The sequence below is a fragment of the Gilvibacter sp. CC01 genome (assembly GCF_055755295.1).
On record NZ_CM146909.1, the window covers coordinates 612,804 to 630,000 of the forward strand.

A 17,197-nucleotide genomic window follows, 5' to 3' on the forward strand; every position below is an offset into this window, starting at 1 on the left:
CAAGGCAAAACCGGTAACGCCGAGTTTCATTAGAAAGCCATATCAAAGTACTTAGTGCGCTGATATGGCTTTTGTTCTTTTAAGGCGTTATGAATTCCTCAATTTTGCCCCTCGAATTTTATCAATTTGACAAAATTTCTAAAAGCCAGTCGTATAGGACTTTAGCAAGGATTCTGCACGGGTCGATTTTTGTATATTTGCAATCCGAATAAACAACCGAGCTAAACAATTTTCTGCAGTAACGATTATGACTGACACGCCTAAGATTATTTACACCAAGACAGACGAAGCGCCAGCACTGGCTACCTATTCCCTACTTCCAATCATTCAAGCCTTTGCAGGACCTGCAGGTTTAAGTCTAGAAACAAGAGATATCTCTTTAGCCGGACGCATCCTGGCAACTTTTCCAGATTACCTAACGGCAGAACAACGCATCTCGGACGCTTTAGCGGAACTAGGCGAGCTAGTTAAAAAACCAGAAGCCAACATTATCAAGTTACCAAACATCTCGGCTTCAGTACCTCAGCTAAAAGCAGCCATTAAAGAATTACAAAGCAAAGGATTTGCTTTGCCTAACTACCCGGAAGAACCTCAGAATGAGGAGGAGTCTAAAATAAAGGCGCGCTACGACAAGATCAAAGGAAGTGCAGTAAACCCTATACTTCGCGAAGGGAACTCAGACAGACGTGCTCCCAAGGCTGTAAAAAATTACGCGAAGAAAAACCCACATCGTATGGGTGCTTGGAGTGCAGACTCGCGTACGCACGTTGCAACTATGGATGCTGGCGATTTTAGACACAACGAGCAATCGGTAACTGCGGCAGCAGCTGGAGCTTTGGATATTGTTTTAGAAACCGCATCCGGAGAGACCAAAGTACTCAAAGCGGGGGTTGCTGTACAAGAAGGCGAGATCGTAGACGCTACTGTAATGGAAAAGGCCGCGCTGTTGGAGTTTCTCAAAAAAGAGATCCAAGCCGCCAAAGACGAAGATATTTTGCTTTCGCTACATATGAAAGCGACCATGATGAAGGTCTCTGACCCTATCATTTTTGGTCATGCGGTACGCGTTTATTTTGCAGACCTATTCGAAAAGCACGCAGCCACTTTAGAGGCAGTAGGTTTTGAAGAGAATAATGGATTTGGTGATTTGATGGCCAAATTGGACAAACTCCCAGCAGATCAAAAAGCAGCTGTAGAGGCCACTATTGGGCAATGTCTAAAAGAAGGAGCATCGCTTTCTATGGTGAATTCAGACAAGGGAATCACCAACTTGCACGTACCAAGTGATGTGATCATCGATGCTTCTATGCCAGCTATGATAAGAAACTCAGGACAATTGTGGGATAAGAACGGTGATACACAAGACACCAAAGCCATCATTCCAGATAGCAGTTATGCCGGCCTGTATCAGACTACAATAAATTTCTGTAAAGCCAACGGCGCCTTTGACCCAACCACTATGGGAACAGTCCCGAATGTTGGATTAATGGCGCAAAAGGCAGAAGAATACGGATCGCACGACAAGACCTTTGAGATCAAGGATACTGGAATCGTAAAGGTGATTGATCAAAACGGAGAGACCTTGATGCAACACAGTGTTCACCCTGGCGACATCTGGCGCATGTGTATGGTAAAAGATGCCCCTGTTCGCGATTGGGTTAAACTAGCAGTTAACCGTGCACGAGCCACAGGGGTTCCAGCTGTATTCTGGTTGGACGCAACTCGAGCTCATGACGCACAGCTTATCAAAAAGGTACAAACCTATCTAAAAGATCACGATACCTCAGGATTAGAGATTGAGATCCTCGATGTAGTGGGTGCCACCCAATATACACTTGAGCGCGTAAAAGCAGGAAAGGATACCATTTCTGTAACCGGAAACGTACTGCGCGACTATCTAACAGACCTCTTCCCTATTTTAGAATTGGGAACCAGTGCCAAAATGCTCTCTATCGTTCCTTTAATGAATGGCGGAGGATTGTTTGAAACCGGAGCTGGTGGATCTGCTCCGAAGCATGTACAACAATTCAACGAAGAAGGACACCTGCGTTGGGATTCCTTAGGAGAATTCTTAGCCCTCGCAGTTTCTATGGAACACTTGGGTAACACTTACAACAACCCGAGAGCTTTGTTGATGGGGGAAACCTTAGACGAGGCAACCGAAAAATTGTTGGAGAACAAGAAAGGACCTTCTCGCAAAGTCAACGAGATCGACAACCGAGGCAGTCATTTCTATTTGGCCATGTATTGGGCAGAAGCCTTGAGTAAGCAAAACAAAGATGCTGAACTCAAAGAGAAGTTCGCTTCTATCTACGCAGACATGGCGGCTGCAGAGCAACAGATCATGGACGAGCTAAATGCCGCACAAGGAAGTCCGGTCGATATTGACGGTTACTACTTCCCAGACGAAGCTCTTGCAAGCGCACAAATGCGACCAAGCACAACCTTAAACGGTATTTTAGCACGTATTTAAGAAAATGCTAAAGTTTACAAAAGCCTCGCATCTTGCGGGGCTTTTTTGTTAACTTTATTAAAAAGTTAGCATTGAAAAAACTACTTCTGCTTTTGCTTCTTGCTCCCCTACTCGGATTTGCACAGCAAAAGTACACCCTCAGCGGAACTGTATTAGAACAAGCTACAGGAGAAAGCCTTATCGGCGTTAGCATCTTGATACCAGAACTCAATACAGGAACCACCACTAACGAATATGGTTTTTATTCCCTCACTGTTCCAGAGGGAAATTACCAACTCCTTATCAGCTACCTAGGTTTTAAAGACATTACAGAGTCGATAGCACTTACCAGCAATTTGCGTAAAGACTACCGTTTGGAAGAGAACTTGGAAAGTTTGGATGAAGTAGTGATCACTGCAGACAATGATCGTCTGGATATACGCAGGCCACAAATGAGTGTTAATACAGTCAAAGTTTCGACCATTAAAAGTATACCTGCTGTGCTGGGAGAAGCGGACGTGATCCGATCGATTCTGCTATTACCTGGAGTAACCAATGCTGGGGAGGCAGCCTCGGGCTTCAACGTACGCGGAGGGGCTGTAGATCAGAATTTAATCTTATTGGACGAGGCTACTATCTTTAATTCCTCTCACTTATTCGGTTTCTTTTCTGTTTTCAATCCAGATGCAATAAAAGACGTAAAACTCTATAAAGGGGGTATTCCGGCCCGATACGGGGGGCGTGTTTCTTCTGTGTTAGAGATCTTTCAGAAAGAAGGAAATAGCCAGAAATTCAAGGCTAATGGAGGGATCGGCGCGGTTACGAGCAGATTGTTATTAGAAGGACCACTGGAAAAAGACAGAGGCGCATTCCTATTTGGTGGTCGTGGGTCTTATGCCCATTTGTTCTTACCGCTTTTTGACGTGGAGAACAGTGCCTATTTCTATGATGTGAATACCAAACTCAATTATCGGATCAACGAGCGCAATAATGTTTTTCTCTCGGGTTACTTCGGACGGGATCTGTTCAGTATAAATGAAAGCTTTGTAAACACTTATGGTAATGCCGTGGTAAACTTTAGATGGAACCACATATTTTCAGACAAACTATTTTCAAATCTATCACTTATCTATTCTGACTATTTCTACGGTTTGGAACTGGATTTTGTTGGATTCGAATGGGATTCTGGGATTCAGAACTTCAACCTTAAATACGACCTGAAACACTACATGAACGATAAATTTCAGGTCAATTATGGACTCAACAATATTTATTACGTCTTTAATCCTGGAAAGATCAAACCGAACAATCCAGATTCTGGAATAGTTGAAGATCAGCTGATAAAAAAATACGCCAACGAATTTGCAGCCTATGCAGATGTGCAGCATCAGATCACAGAAAAGCTCAGCATGCAATACGGCCTCAGACTCAGTCATTTTATTCGCTTTGGACAAGACCAGATCAATGTCTATGCAGATAACAATCCTGTCGAGTTCGATCCGCTTTTACTTATTTATAGAGAAGCAGAGCCAATAGAAACCGTGGAATCCTCTCGCAGCGATCAATTGGCGAGTTTCACGAATTTTGAGCCTAGGGTATCTATGGCCTATGTCTTTGACGACAACACTTCTATTAAGGCCAGTTATACCAGATTGGCCCAATATCTTCACTTATTGTCCAATACCAGCTCTCCTACTCCGCTAGATGTGTGGACACCGAGTGGCCCATTTGTGGAACCGCAACTATTGGATCAGTATGCAATAGGTTTCTTCAAGAACATCAAAGAGGGAGATTTCTCCTTAGAGATAGAAGGTTTTTACAAGGACATTCAAAACCGAATCGATTATATAGACGGTGCGGAACTCATTGCCAACGACGCCATAGAACAAGTGATTCTAAACGGACAGGCACGTGCCTATGGAGCAGAATTGCTCTTTAGAAAGAACGAAGGTAAGCTTACTGGCTGGCTGGCCTACACCTGGTCTAAGTCAGAGCAGCGCACCCCGCCTCGCAACGAAAATGAGATCGGGATCAACTCAGGAGAATGGTATGCAACGCCCTACGACAAGCGTCATGACATTTCGCTTTACACCAACTATGAATTGAACGACAAATGGAGTTTTAACGGCAACTTCATCTATCAGACTGGACAACCAACTAATTATCCTATTGGACAATTCGAGTTTCAAGGTTTAACAATTCCTTACTACGGACTTCGGAATCAAGAACGCCTGCCTGATTTTCATAGGATCGATGTGTCGGCAACCCTTAAACCAAAACCCAAAGCTGGCAGAAGCTGGCAAGGAGAATGGGTGTTTAGCATTTATAACCTCTACAACAGACGCAATGCGGCAGCTATCAACTTTAGGAGAAATCAAGATACGGGGGTCAATGAAGCGGTTCGTACCTCCATCTTTGGGATCATACCTTCTGTGACCTATAATTTTAAGTTTTAAGTGACGATTATGAAAAAGTTCAGCCCAAAATATTTATTTCTGACACTTATGGCAGTCTTCGCCTTAAGCAGTTGCGAAGACGTAATCGAAGTAGACACCCCAACCGGAGATCGTCGCTTGATCATAGACGCATTAATACGAATAGATACAGCTTCTACTATAACCGAAATGCGCATAGTAGTGGGAGAGACCAACGGCTTTTTTGAGACCATTCCTCCCGCCAATTTGCAACAGATAACTCTTAGCAATCTAGATAATCCGCTACCAGATGCTGTGGTCTTTAACGAAACGGAGCCAGGTGTTTACGTCAAAGCCTTACAAACCGATCTTTTAATGCAGGACCGTTGGCTCTTACAGATCGATTTTGAAGATCAATTCTATTTGGCCGAAGCGAGTTTTGTCGCTGCTCCTCAGATCGATCAGCTAGAACAAGGAGATGGTTTTGTGTTCGACGATGACGACCAAGAAATCAAAGTAACCTTTACCGATATTGCCGGAGAAGACAACTATTACATCTTCGATTTTGGCTTCGGAGAGTTCCTGGCTACAGAAGATACCTTTTACCAAGACCAACAATTTGTGTTTTCATGGTTCTACGACGACCCGTTTGAAGTTGGCACGGAACTTCCAATTTCTATTTTTGGAGCTGATGCTAATTTTTACAATTATATGAGTCAGATCATTGAACAAAGTGAAGATGAAGTGAACCCATTTCAGACTCCAACACTAACGGTTCGCGGAAACTTTATTAACGCTACAGATATCGACAATGACGAGACTGTAGACAATGTAGAAACCCAGCAGAATTTTGCTTTGGGTTATTTTGCTTTGGTACAGCAGAACACCTCTACCATAGTTATAGAAGACCTATAATCCTGCCATTATACTCATAGCGCTTTGTTTGACAAGTGATTCAGCATAAGTAAAGCTATAACCTTCTGGTTGCTCGGGCCTATAGAGTTCTTCTACTGCCGCCAATCCAAGATCTGCTATTGCGTTCTGATCTAGAAAACATCGGCCGCAAATGGCATAGACCGGCACATTATAAGATGCGGCAACTTGCACTACCCCACTGACCAACTTCCCGTGTTTGGTCTGATGATCAATACTGCCTTCGCCCGTGATTATGAGATCGATATTATGGGTATCGAGAATTTCGTGAAAGCCACTTAATTTTAGCATAAAGGGTGTCCCTGGCTCGAATACTGCATTTAAAAACGCCTTAAGACCATAAGCTGTTCCGCCGGCAGCTCCTGTTCCGGGAACCTTGCCTAAGTCTTTTCCTATTACCGCCGAAACCAGCGAGTTTAAATGCTTTAGGCCAGAATCTAAGAGTTCTATTTGCAGTGGACTAGCACCTTTTTGTTTGGCATAGGTATAGGCCGCGCCTTGCGGCCCAAATAGTGGGTTCTGTACATCATTTACCGCTGTGATCTGTACTCCTTTGGTCTTCGGATCTTTTGGTGGAATGACCTGTGCCACCAAATTCAGACTCCCTCCACAGGGATACAAGGCCTTCCCATCAACATCTGAAAACTGCCAGCCTAATGCCTGGGCTATTCCCATACCGGCATCATTGGTTGCAGATCCACCTAGGCCAACATAAATATGTTTTGCACCTTTAGCTATAGCTGAATCTAACAGCTTGCCTGTACCAAGAGTCGAGGTTTCCATTACCCGACGCTCCTGCTTGCTTAATAACTCAATACCAGAAGCCGATGCCAGCTCTATATAAGCGGTTGTCGTATCTTTATCATAGAGGTATGAAGCCTCTAAAGAGCTCCCAAGAGGATCTGTAGTAGCAGTTTTTACAACTTCCAATCTCGGCTTGTAATGCCTAATGACCTTTAAAAAACCATCGCCACCGTCTGATGCCAAGAGTTCAAAAACTTGGGTATGCTTATTGGCTTGGTATATGCCTTCCTTTATAGCCTGGGCAACCTGAGCCGCCTCCAAACTATCTTTAAAGCCATCTGGAATGATCAATACTTTCATCTACAGGCCAAAAATATCCGGGACAAAAAAACTAAACACCACTATGACAACGAAGAATCCGACCAAGATATAGGTCTCTTTCTGCATGATATCACTGCGTTTTATTTGAAATGGAATACCTTCTTTAACTTCGATGTTCTTGCTTAAGGCAGAAACCAGATAAGCCACCACCAAGGTGATCACCACACCTGTAAAGTTGAGCCAGATCCAGAAGATCTCAACACCGATATCGTAATTAAAGATCTCTTGCATAGTTGAGGAGAAGATCAGGTTCACCAAAACCGCCACAATAATACCAGCATTCATACCAATATGGTTAACCCGTTTAGAGAAAATGGCGAGCAAGAAGGTGACCAGAACAGGACCGTAGAATACCGAGCCAATAGCATTGATGATCTCTATTACCGTGCTCTTACCGCCACCAAATAAGAACGAACAGGAAATACAAACGATACCCCAGAACAAGACCATCAATTTAGAGGTGCGTATATATGCAGCCCCTTCAAGCTTTCGTTTACCCCGATTAAAAAAATCTTCTACGCTTACTGCGGAGAGCGAATTTACCGTTGAACTCAGAGAACTCATCGCTGCAGACAGAATTGCCACCATTAATAGTCCGATGATACCATGCGGTAAGTACTTTATTATAAAGACCGGGATCATTAGGTCAGTGTTGATCCCATTATTTGCGGCCGCTGCCGGAAAATGCTTTTCTGTAACGGCCACCAACTCTGCCATAAAATCCGGAGAGCTGCTTACTAAAGCCCCAATGATGAGTCCCATGATACAATAGACCAAAACTACCGGAAAGCGCAACAAGCCATTTGCCAAAAGTAATTGACGAATGGTCTTTTCGTTCTTAGCGGACAGCATGCGCTGGGCCTGCGTCTGATCACAGCCGTAGTAAGACACATACAAGAAAAAACCTCCGATAAGCATGGGCCAAAACCCATACTCTTGCCCCTGGCCTATTCCGAGATTAAAATCGATCACCTGTAAACGCTCTGAGGCAAATCCATTGGCCAAACCTCCGGTCTCTGACAACTCCATCCAGCCGAAGACCAAACAGGCCACCAAACCCCCGAAGAGCAAGATCATTTGGATCGCATCGCCCCAAACTACAGCCTTCATTCCACCTTGCCAACTGTATATTATCGTGATCACAGAAATTATCAAAATGGTGTATCCTTTATCTATGTCTAATACCGCTTGAATGATCAAGGCTATGGTATAGACCATGACTCCTGTGGCCAGTGCCCTGCTGAGCTGAAAGACGATGCTGAGGGTCATTCGGGTAGAGGCAGAAAACCTGCGTTCTACAAATTCATAAATACTTACAACTCCAGATCTAAACAATGGCGGAATTACCAAGAGCATAATAAAAAGCATTGCCAAGGGCACGGCGAATTCAAAAGTCAACCATTTCATCCCGCCTCCCATTTTAATACCAACAAAGGCTGGAGCAGAGATAAAACTAATAGCAGATAGCTGAGTAGCCATGGTAGAGAGGCTTAATGGGAACCAGCCCATGGAGCGTCCGCCTAGAAAGTAATCTGTAGAATTCTTGTTATTCTTAAAGAAGTAGCCCATCCCCAAGAAGAAGATGATATAGGCCGCGACGATCAGGTAGTCGTATATATTCATAAATCTATTGTGATTTTAAAAGGTCTAGGATAAGGGCTGCACTCCAAGAGAAGTTATTCCCGCCATAACCTGTATCTAAGGTTTCGTTTTTAATTCTATCGCATTCAAAATATTCATAGAATCCATACTTTTTAATAAGCGCTATGCTGTCTGTTCTTATTTGAGCTGCTGTGTCCTTAGCTCCGTATTTGAGCAAGCCTTCATAAATGAGCCAATTGAGGTTGATCCAGATAGGTCCCCGCCAGTACTTCTGACTATTAAATAGTGAACTAGTGGGGTCAAATGAAGCACAAAGCAGGCGCTCGTGCTGAGCACCACTAAAGCGCCCCCCATCCAAGTGGGCGATCAACGCTGCTGCTTGGGCAGCAGATGGAATCTCAGCAAACAGCGGAGTAAAACTAGAGGAAGATAAATGCGATAGCTTTCGCTCTCCTCGTAGATCATAATAGACGTAACCTCCCAATTTGCTGTCGTAAAGCTTTTCATTGAATCGTTGCTTTGCTTTGGTGTTCCAGGCTTCTAATTGCGAAACTTGGGCTGATCGACCAAGGAGTTTTCCCAAACGAATCAAACCGTTATTGGAGGCAATAAGCATGCTGTTAAACAAGGGATCTTGCACTAGAAAAGGAGACTCCGAAGCAATGCGAGCATCCTCGTAATTCCAAGTTTTAAACAACTCTATAAGGTGTATATAATAGCAATATTCTGCATTGGTTGGCCGATGCGATGCATCTATTAAGGAGGTGTCCTTTCTGGGGAGGTCGTACTGGGGGACTGTAAAGGTGTCCCAAATAAAATCCCAAACCGGCGTATTGTCTGTCCCTGCCTCCCAGTTATGACAAATATAGACTAGACCTTCTTGCTGTGGATCTCTTAGGGTATAGAAATACTCGTGGTTAGCGTAAACCGCATCGTAAACGGAAGCCACAAAATCTAAAAAGGATGGATCTGCGTCTAGGCGCTTATAGATATATTCTAAAATGAATCCCAAAACAGGAGGCTGTGTAATTCCAGAGGTAGGAATCTCGGGACTATGAGGGCTGAGCTGAGCACCGTGCACTTCTGGCCCCGGATAATAAGAATCCGAAGGATTGTGAAATACTATATGCGGCAAAAAGCCATTGCTCCATTGCCCTTTGAGCAAAGAGCGTATCTCTTGCTTAGCATGTTCTGGATTGATATGAGCCCAGCCCAGGGCGATGAATCCAGAATCCCAATTCCATTGAAACGGGTACAGGCCTTGACAGGGAATGGTAAATCCATTTTGCCAATTGCCGTGCAGTACCGCCTGGGCATTCTTTTTTAGTTGGTTCATAAAAGGGGGTTGATCACTAGCTAAATATAGGCTTTTATCCGTACTTTTGAGTGACCAAATTCCCTACGGATGTTTCAAAAAACGACCGAATCCGACTCCCTCTACAACGATCTTGAGCAAAAAAGCATAGCGGAATTGTTACAAGGTATTAATACTGAAGACCAAAAAGTTCCTCAGGTAATAGCAGGTATCTTGCCTCAAATTGAAGCGGTAGTTGCTCAGGTAGTTGCCAAACTGAAGGAAGGTGGACGCTTGTTTTATATGGGAGCCGGAACTTCCGGACGTCTGGGGATTGTTGATGCTAGCGAATGTCCTCCTACCTTTGGAGTACCACACGAAATGGTCATAGGCCTAATTGCTGGTGGAGACAGTGCAATTCGCAAAGCTGTAGAATTTGCAGAGGATGACACCGAGCAAGGCTGGAAAGACCTGCTAGAATACAATGTGGATCAAAATGACATTGTGCTCGGGATAGCAGCCTCAGGTACAACGCCGTATGTAATTGGCGCCCTAGAGCAATGCAATGCCCACGGAATAGTTACAGCTTGTATTACTTGCAATGCTGGGAGCCCACTTGATGAAGTTGCTCAATTTCCTATTGTAGCCGTTGTTGGACCTGAATTTGTCACCGGAAGCTCTCGTATGAAAGCCGGAACCGCACAAAAGCTCATCTTGAACATGATCACTACCACGACCATGATTCAGTTAGGACGCGTCAAAGGAAACAAAATGGTAGACATGCAACTCAGCAATCACAAGCTGGTGGAACGCGGTACACGTATGATCATTCAGGCTACCGGAATTAGTTTCGAAGAAGCCAAAGAAAGACTATTACAACATCAAAGTGTGCGCGAAGCAATTAAATCTATAGAAGATGGCCAATAAACACCCTGATCAAAAACATACCGACGTCGCCTTGTTGAAAAAAGGATTGAAGTATATGTTCTTTTGCTTGCTTCTGATCGTCCTCGGACCTTATCTGATCACACTATCGTTTATTAACGATACCGCACTTTTTATTCTTATACCAGGATTGGTAGCAGCAGCTGGCGCCATTTACATGGGCTTCAAAGGCATAAGAACAATTGTCAGCGCTGTTTTTGATGGCGTGCCCGCCAATAAATCCGCAGAAGAATAGCTCCTACTGCTTGATAAGCTTTTTAGTTTGTCGCCCAGAATCGGCAATAATCTCTACCCAATAAGAACCTCTGGCCAATTGCCCTATTTCGATTTGCTGCCCCTTGCCAATCCTAAATTCCTTAGTTAACAACAATTGCCCAAGAGCATTATAAATGCGAACTGCATTGATATTGGCCTTGGTGTGTATCAAATTAAGCACAGAGCTAGCTGGGTTTGGATACATGGCAAAACCGGTATTGTCTAGAGGTGTTTCTGCGGAAAGATAACCAACACCTTCCACTAGGGTTAAACGCTGATTGGGTGTAATATCGTCATAAAAATCAACTGTGCCACTGGGCCAAGTGACTTGCACATAATCTAGCCCTTGATTACCCAGGCCTATGATCTCGGTGTTCGAATTTTGACTGAGATAACTCTCGCCCAAGGCAACAACTCGATATTGTTTCTGCCCTCCGGACATGATCTCGATTCGGGCTCCCGCCCCGTCCCTATTGCTCGCCACACCTTGCATTTTCAAAGCGATATAATTGTTTGAGGTCACGGTACTGCTTAAGTTTTCCCAGAGATATGAAAAATGCCCGAAGTGATTGGTAACAACTATATCTTGATATCCGTCTTGGTTAAAATCGCCCAGCGCGTTCCCAAAGGAATTCGCCAGATCTTCTTCGAATCCATTGGCGTTCTCTTCAGTAAAAGTTCCATCGCCATCGCTAATATAGAGCGCTGCTGCGTTTAGCGTTGCAGTATTAACTGGCGAAGCTCCACTCACATAAAGGTCTAAATAGCCATCATTATTAGCATCTGTCCAATTGGCTCCCCAAGACCAGGTATCGAATCGGACTTCCGCAGCTTCTGCCACATTGCTAAAGGTACCGTCGCCGTTGTTCTTCATCAGTACATTCCCAACGGTATCACTTTCCGGAGCAAAAACATTAGTGATATAAACATCAATAAAGCCATCTGCATCGTAATCTTCAAGTGCAATAGACATAGCATCCATTTCGAAATCTGCTCCAGATTCTACAGAGACATCGGTAAAAGTGCCATCTCCATTATTTCGGTACAGTATATTCTTTGTGAACGATCTGTCATTGATTAAGTAAAGATCCACATCACCATCGTTGTCATAGTCGAAAAAGGTGCCTTGAAAAGTAAGCTCAGAAACTTCGCCGATCCCGGAGCTTATGGTAACATCGGTAAAGGTATTGTCACCATTATTTCTAAAGAGTTGATTGCTGATGAGTTGATCCGGGTCGCGACTCGCTAAAAACAGGTCCAGGAAGCCGTCATTATCGTAATCGCCCCAGTTACCGCTATGGGTCATTTTGGACACCGTAGGCAAACCAGACTCCGCAGTAATATCAACCAATGTTCCCGCTACATTTTCGTAGAGCACATTGGGAAACTCCGCATTGGCCGTAAAGAAGTCCTTATCGCCGTCGTTGTCTATATCTACCCAAATAACTTGTTTATTGGTATATAAGGGTGTGTCATCGATCAGGAATACCTCCGTGAACCCACTGCCGTTATTCTCAAAAAAGCGCACTTGTATCCCTTCTTGGGTCGCAAAGGTAAGATCGTCCCAGCCGTCTCCGTTAAAATCGCAAAACGAGACACCACTACCCAGGTCTATATTTGAGGTAACTACTAAACCCAGATCGTCCGCAACCTGATCAAACAGTACCTGAGCATATAAAGTTGATGTAGCTGTGAGTGTTAGAAAAACACAAGTAAGTGCGAGTCTTTTTAACATGGACAAAAGGATAGGTAAATTCGATTCTAAAGTAAAGATTTTAATCGAATTCACTCTCATTAAATAGGACTATATAATCCATCAAATGCCGTGGACTAATTAAGTTCATCAGTCGACACCTCCCAATGCTGGCGCACCTTTCCTTCTGGTAGCGGTGTCCAGGTGATTCGATTGTAACGAGCAACTCCATCGGCTCCAGGGAGTAAGCCTGATTGGAGTACCATGGAGCTGTCTACAATTCCCCCACGCATGTATAGGCTCTGCCCTTGATTATCAACCCACAATTGCACCCATTGCTCTAAGACCTGATCGTAATAATTAATACTGGTTCCGGTATAGCCCGGCGTGGCACTGGTCCATTGTTCACGGATCACGCAGCCGTCTTCTTGCTTACTAATGGTATTATTGCCGGCGAAGCTTTCGCGGTGGCCTTAGTGCAACTATTAGATATAAATTGTTGTTAATTGAATCTTCTAACGGATAAGTTCATCTTGTCCATTAATTCCTTTAGGATTTACTTAATCACAGCTACCCAATACATCTCCATGCGCTAAGTGAGCTTCCATAGCGTTCACACTTACACAAATAGTGTTTCCATTGTGACAAATACTCACCTTGGTCTCTGCAGCATTACAATAAGGAAGATCTCCTGTACCGGTTACGTCACATTCTGTGTCGCTTTTGATCCATCCATCAAAGCTATAATGAGCACTGCTGAATGTCCATGAACCATTAACGCTTTCGCAAGCTTGCTTATCATTAAACATATACTCCCCAGTCCAAGAGACTAGTCCCATTTCTCCAAAAGCGAATTCACCATTAATATTACTGTAGATCATATCACCTAAGACCGTATATGGATCTGCCTGTGCAGCTTCCATCACAAAAGTTTTGCTTCCAGCACTAACTTGAGCGGTCACGATTTCAAGACCTGAAGCATCTCCCTGCAATGTTAGATTCCAAACTAAGCTTTCTTGCATATCGGGATTTGAAAAAAGCGGATGTTCATCGCAAGTTTCACATCCATAAGTACCGGTAATAGACCTCACATTTGTAGTAGTGGTAGCTTTGGCCAAAATGATATTGCCAATAATACTATTTAGATTAACATTTGTGACTTTAGGCTCAGACCCGTCTGCCGCTACAGAAAACTCAAAGCTACCAGCTGTTCCAGTGAATAAAGTCGATTGAGCAGTCATGCTGGTAAATGATACTTTATCTGAGGTAAACTTTAGCTCTTTCCCAGATGCTAACTGAATAGATGCCTTAGCACCGGTTTCTGTCAAAGTAACATTAACCTGTCCGCGTTCTGACGTTCCAGTTGCCACATAGGTTCCCTGGTAATTCCCGAGGCTGTTAAAGTCTAAATTCTTCGAATATGAGTTATTTTCAACAACGGTGTCTACACCAACTTCCTCTTTAGAACAAGAGATTATTAATAACCCCAACATTAATAAACATACACTCTTTCTCATAGTATTCTTCTGTTTGTATGAGTAGTCAATATACTCAGGAATCGTGTAGGTTTTTACGCACAACTATATAATCTTCAGGAGCTTACCGATATATTTGTTGACTCGAAAATTTTTATCGACGAAATACAAAATTTCGCTTTCTGTCATACACTTTGTCGACTAAAATATTCGACCAACAACAGTATTTTCTGACTTTTCGCTGTTTTTCTGATCGTGTTTTTACGTTTAAATCATGCCAAAACGTCAATCCTTGCCCTAAGACGTGATAAAAAGATAAATCGCGGGTGAGCGAGTATATAGCTGTGTTAATGAAGTAGTCTATATATTAAGGTATGAGCTTTCTTCTTACATAAGGGTATACACTAAAAAAGTCCCTGCTCTAAATGAACAAGGCCCTGGAGCGTAAAGAAAATGTACGGTGTACATTTTTAGCGACGGGCGAGCGCTGAGGGGCCGGCATGTCGCTAGCCTTTTTGGGTTAATAAGGTATACACTTGGATTTAGATTATGCGCAACAAAAAAGTCCCTGCTCTAAAAGAACAAGGACTTTATGATAAAAAAGGCAGCGACATACTCTCCCACTTGGTATAGCAGTACCATCTGCGCAGATGGGCTTAACTTCTCTGTTCGGAATGGTAAGAGGTGAGCCCCATCGCTATAGCCACCTTAAATCGTTGGCTTGCAATAAGATGCAAACACTAATATTTTGACATAAAGGAAAAAGAGATTCGAGAGTGTGTAGCAAGTTCATTTGAACTGCATTAATTTTTTAAAGCAAAGAGTGGCTTCCCTGACCCGAAGATCAGGGAAGTCGACGTACATAAGCTTACGGGTTATTAGTATCACTCGGCTATGATGTTACCACCTTTACACCTGTGACCTATCAACGTGGTAGTCTCCCACGACCCTTTAAAGAAATCTCATCTTGTGATGGGTTTCGCGCTTATATGCTTTCAGCGCTTATCCCTTCCCAACGTAGCTACCCAGCAGTGCTCCTGGCGGAACAACTGGTACACCAGAGGTTAGTCCAACTCGGTCCTCTCGTACTAGAGTCAGATTCACTCAAATTTCTCGCGCCCACTACAGATAGAGACCGAACTGTCTCACGACGTTCTGAACCCAGCTCGCGTGCCACTTTAATGGGCGAACAGCCCAACCCTTGGGACCTTCTCCAGCCCCAGGATGTGACGAGCCGACATCGAGGTGCCAAACCCCCCCGTCGATGTGAGCTCTTGGGGGAGATCAGCCTGTTATCCCCGGAGTACCTTTTATCCTTTGAGCGATGGCCCTTCCATGCGGAACCACCGGATCACTATGCTCTACTTTCGTACCTGATCGACCTGTATGTCTCTCAGTCAAGCTCCCTTATGCCATTGCACTCTACACACGATTGCCAACCGTATTGAGGGAACCTTTAGAAGCCTCCGTTACTCTTTTGGAGGCGACCACCCCAGTCAAACTACCCACCAAGCACTGTCCTCATTTCTGAGTTAGGCTTCAAATAAGTAAAGGGTGGTATTTCAACAATGACTCCACAACGCCTAGCGACGCCACTTCAAAGTCTCCCACCTATCCTACACATTACTTATCCAAAGTCAATACTAAGCTATAGTAAAGGTTCACGGGGTCTTTTCGTCCCGTAGCGGGTAATCGGCATCTTCACCGATACTACAATTTCACCGAGCTCATGGCTGAGACAGTGTCCAGATCGTTACACCATTCGTGCAGGTCGGAACTTACCCGACAAGGAATTTCGCTACCTTAGGACCGTTATAGTTACGGCCGCCGTTTACCGGGGCTTCAATTCAATGCTTCGCTAAAAGCTAACATCTCCTCTTAACCTTCCGGCACCGGGCAGGTGTCAGGCCCTATACATCATCTTTCAATTTAGCAGAGCCCTGTGTTTTTGATAAACAGTCGCCTGGACCTCTTCACTGCGGCCAACATTGCTGTTGGCGACCTTTCTCCCGAAGTTACAGGTCTATTTTGCCTAGTTCCTTAGCCATGAATCTCTCGAGCACCTTAGAATTCTCATCCCAACCACCTGTGTCGGTTTACGGTACGGGCTGCTTCACTCGCTTTTCTTGGAAGTCGCTTCTCTGGATTATCACCGCAGCCGTAGCCTTAGTGTACTATCGCGGTATTACTACTCGCTTCAACGTGCTATTCCGTCAGCACGCACCAAATATACGCCTCCGTCACTTTTAACGTGAGCAGGTACCAGAATATTAACTGGTTGTCCATCCACTACCCCTTTCGGGTTCGCGTTAGGTCCCGACTAACCCTCAGCTGATTAGCATAGCTGAGGAAACCTTGGTCTTTCGGTGAGGGGGTTTCTCGCCCCCTTTATCGTTACTTATGCCTACATTTTCTTTTCTAGCCGTTCCAGCAAACCTCACAGTTCACCTTCAACACAACTAGAATGCTCCCCTACCCATCTTTACAGATGCCATAGCTTCGGTAGTATATTTATGCCCGATTATTATCCATGCCGGATCGCTCGACTAGTGAGCTGTTACGCACTCTTTAAATGAATGGCTGCTTCCAAGCCAACATCCTAGCTGTCTATGCAATCCAACCGCGTTTTGTCAACTTAATATACATTTGGGGACCTTAGCTGATGGTCTGGGTTCTTTCCCTCTCGGACATGGACCTTAGCACCCATGCCCTCACTGCTGATCATCATTTTATAGCATTCGGAGTTTGTCAGGAATTGGTAGGCGGTGAAGCCCCCGCATCCAATCAGTAGCTCTACCTCTATAAAACTAAATCAACGCTGCACCTAAATGCATTTCGGGGAGTACGAGCTATTTCCGAGTTTGATTGGCCTTTCACCCCTACCCACAGGTCATCCCAAGACTTTTCAACGTCAACGGGTTCGGGCCTCCACTATGTGTTACCACAGCTTCACCCTGCCCATGGGTAGATCACACGGTTTCGCGTCTACTACTACTAACTAAAGCGCCC

11 protein-coding genes and 2 rRNA genes (1 of these 13 running past the window's edge) are annotated in these 17,197 nt (G+C 44.3%); 5 read left to right on the top strand and 8 right to left on the bottom strand.

What is annotated here, in order from left to right; genetic code table 11:
* Positions 1-247 precede the first annotated feature (247 nt).
* The 3 genes from AC0J2F_RS02880 to AC0J2F_RS02890 all read left to right on the top strand — a co-directional run bounded on the left by AC0J2F_RS02880 (position 248) and on the right by AC0J2F_RS02890 (position 5,781).
* On the top strand, positions 248-2,473 hold the full coding sequence (locus tag AC0J2F_RS02880) for an NADP-dependent isocitrate dehydrogenase (protein WP_473008624.1): 2,226 nt from the start codon (positions 248-250) through the stop codon (positions 2,471-2,473).
* Between the two features lie 71 nt (positions 2,474-2,544).
* Positions 2,545-4,908, top strand: a complete 2,364-nt coding sequence (locus AC0J2F_RS02885; protein WP_473008625.1) for a TonB-dependent receptor — start codon at positions 2,545-2,547, stop codon at positions 4,906-4,908.
* Between the two features lie 9 nt (positions 4,909-4,917).
* A complete protein-coding gene (locus AC0J2F_RS02890; protein ID WP_473008627.1) occupies positions 4,918-5,781 on the top strand; it encodes a DUF4249 family protein in 864 nt (287 codons plus the stop codon).
* Here AC0J2F_RS02890 and AC0J2F_RS02895 read toward each other — a convergent pair.
* The 3 genes from AC0J2F_RS02895 to AC0J2F_RS02905 are packed head-to-tail and all read right to left on the bottom strand — an operon-like array spanning position 5,776 to position 9,862.
* Entirely contained in the window at positions 5,776-6,903 is a 1,128-nt protein-coding gene (locus AC0J2F_RS02895) for a glycerate kinase (protein ID WP_473008628.1), read from the bottom strand. The genes AC0J2F_RS02890 and AC0J2F_RS02895 overlap by 6 nt on opposite strands.
* A complete protein-coding gene (locus tag AC0J2F_RS02900) occupies positions 6,904-8,547 on the bottom strand; it encodes a sodium:solute symporter family transporter (protein WP_473008630.1) in 1,644 nt (547 codons plus the stop codon). It lies immediately after the preceding gene.
* A 4-nt stretch (positions 8,548-8,551) separates the two neighbouring features.
* A complete protein-coding gene (locus AC0J2F_RS02905; protein WP_473008631.1) occupies positions 8,552-9,862 on the bottom strand; it encodes an MGH1-like glycoside hydrolase domain-containing protein in 1,311 nt (436 codons plus the stop codon).
* Between the two features lie 69 nt (positions 9,863-9,931).
* Between AC0J2F_RS02905 and murQ the strand changes: the two genes are divergently transcribed.
* Both murQ and AC0J2F_RS02915 read left to right on the top strand, forming a co-directional pair.
* The gene (gene murQ / locus AC0J2F_RS02910) at positions 9,932-10,747 is read left to right on the top strand and encodes an N-acetylmuramic acid 6-phosphate etherase (protein ID WP_473008633.1); all 816 of its coding nucleotides are present in this window, start codon (positions 9,932-9,934) and stop codon (positions 10,745-10,747) included.
* The gene (locus tag AC0J2F_RS02915) at positions 10,737-11,000 is read left to right on the top strand and encodes a DUF6095 family protein (protein ID WP_473008634.1); all 264 of its coding nucleotides are present in this window, start codon (positions 10,737-10,739) and stop codon (positions 10,998-11,000) included. Before murQ ends, AC0J2F_RS02915 begins: the two co-directional genes overlap by 11 nt.
* Positions 11,001-11,003: 3 nt before the next feature.
* Here the strand turns inward: AC0J2F_RS02915 and AC0J2F_RS02920 are convergent, their stop codons facing one another.
* The 5 genes from AC0J2F_RS02920 to AC0J2F_RS02940 all read right to left on the bottom strand — a co-directional run.
* Positions 11,004-12,755 carry an FG-GAP-like repeat-containing protein gene (locus tag AC0J2F_RS02920; protein ID WP_473008635.1) on the bottom strand — a complete coding sequence of 584 codons (1,752 nt, stop codon included), beginning with the start codon at positions 12,753-12,755 and terminating at the stop codon, positions 11,004-11,006.
* A gap of 95 nt (positions 12,756-12,850) precedes the next feature.
* Entirely contained in the window at positions 12,851-13,129 is a 279-nt protein-coding gene (locus AC0J2F_RS02925; protein WP_473008637.1) for a hypothetical protein, read from the bottom strand.
* Between the two features lie 144 nt (positions 13,130-13,273).
* Positions 13,274-14,230 carry a hypothetical protein gene (locus tag AC0J2F_RS02930; RefSeq protein WP_473008638.1) on the bottom strand — a complete coding sequence of 319 codons (957 nt, stop codon included), beginning with the start codon at positions 14,228-14,230 and terminating at the stop codon, positions 13,274-13,276.
* A gap of 557 nt (positions 14,231-14,787) precedes the next feature.
* Positions 14,788-14,899, bottom strand: a 5S ribosomal RNA gene (rrf, locus tag AC0J2F_RS02935).
* A gap of 147 nt (positions 14,900-15,046) precedes the next feature.
* Positions 15,047-17,197 (bottom strand): 23S ribosomal RNA (locus AC0J2F_RS02940); it runs 673 nt beyond the window's last position.

What these genes read in the sequence shown, in the direction of transcription:
- AC0J2F_RS02895 (WP_473008628.1), bottom strand. Translation starts at nt 6,903, where the DNA reads ATGAAAGTATTGATCATTCCAGATGGCTTTAAAGATAGTTTGGAGGCG.
- AC0J2F_RS02905 (WP_473008631.1), bottom strand. Translation starts at nt 9,862, where the DNA reads ATGAACCAACTAAAAAAGAATGCCCAGGCGGTACTGCACGGCAATTGG.
- AC0J2F_RS02900 (WP_473008630.1), bottom strand. Translation starts at nt 8,547, where the DNA reads ATGAATATATACGACTACCTGATCGTCGCGGCCTATATCATCTTCTTC.
- AC0J2F_RS02880 (WP_473008624.1), top strand. Translation starts at nt 248, where the DNA reads ATGACTGACACGCCTAAGATTATTTACACCAAGACAGACGAAGCGCCA.
- AC0J2F_RS02890 (WP_473008627.1), top strand. Translation starts at nt 4,918, where the DNA reads ATGAAAAAGTTCAGCCCAAAATATTTATTTCTGACACTTATGGCAGTC.
- AC0J2F_RS02930 (WP_473008638.1), bottom strand. Translation starts at nt 14,230, where the DNA reads ATGAGAAAGAGTGTATGTTTATTAATGTTGGGGTTATTAATAATCTCT.
- AC0J2F_RS02915 (WP_473008634.1), top strand. Translation starts at nt 10,737, where the DNA reads ATGGCCAATAAACACCCTGATCAAAAACATACCGACGTCGCCTTGTTG.
- AC0J2F_RS02920 (WP_473008635.1), bottom strand. Translation starts at nt 12,755, where the DNA reads ATGTTAAAAAGACTCGCACTTACTTGTGTTTTTCTAACACTCACAGCT.
- murQ (WP_473008633.1), top strand. Translation starts at nt 9,932, where the DNA reads ATGTTTCAAAAAACGACCGAATCCGACTCCCTCTACAACGATCTTGAG.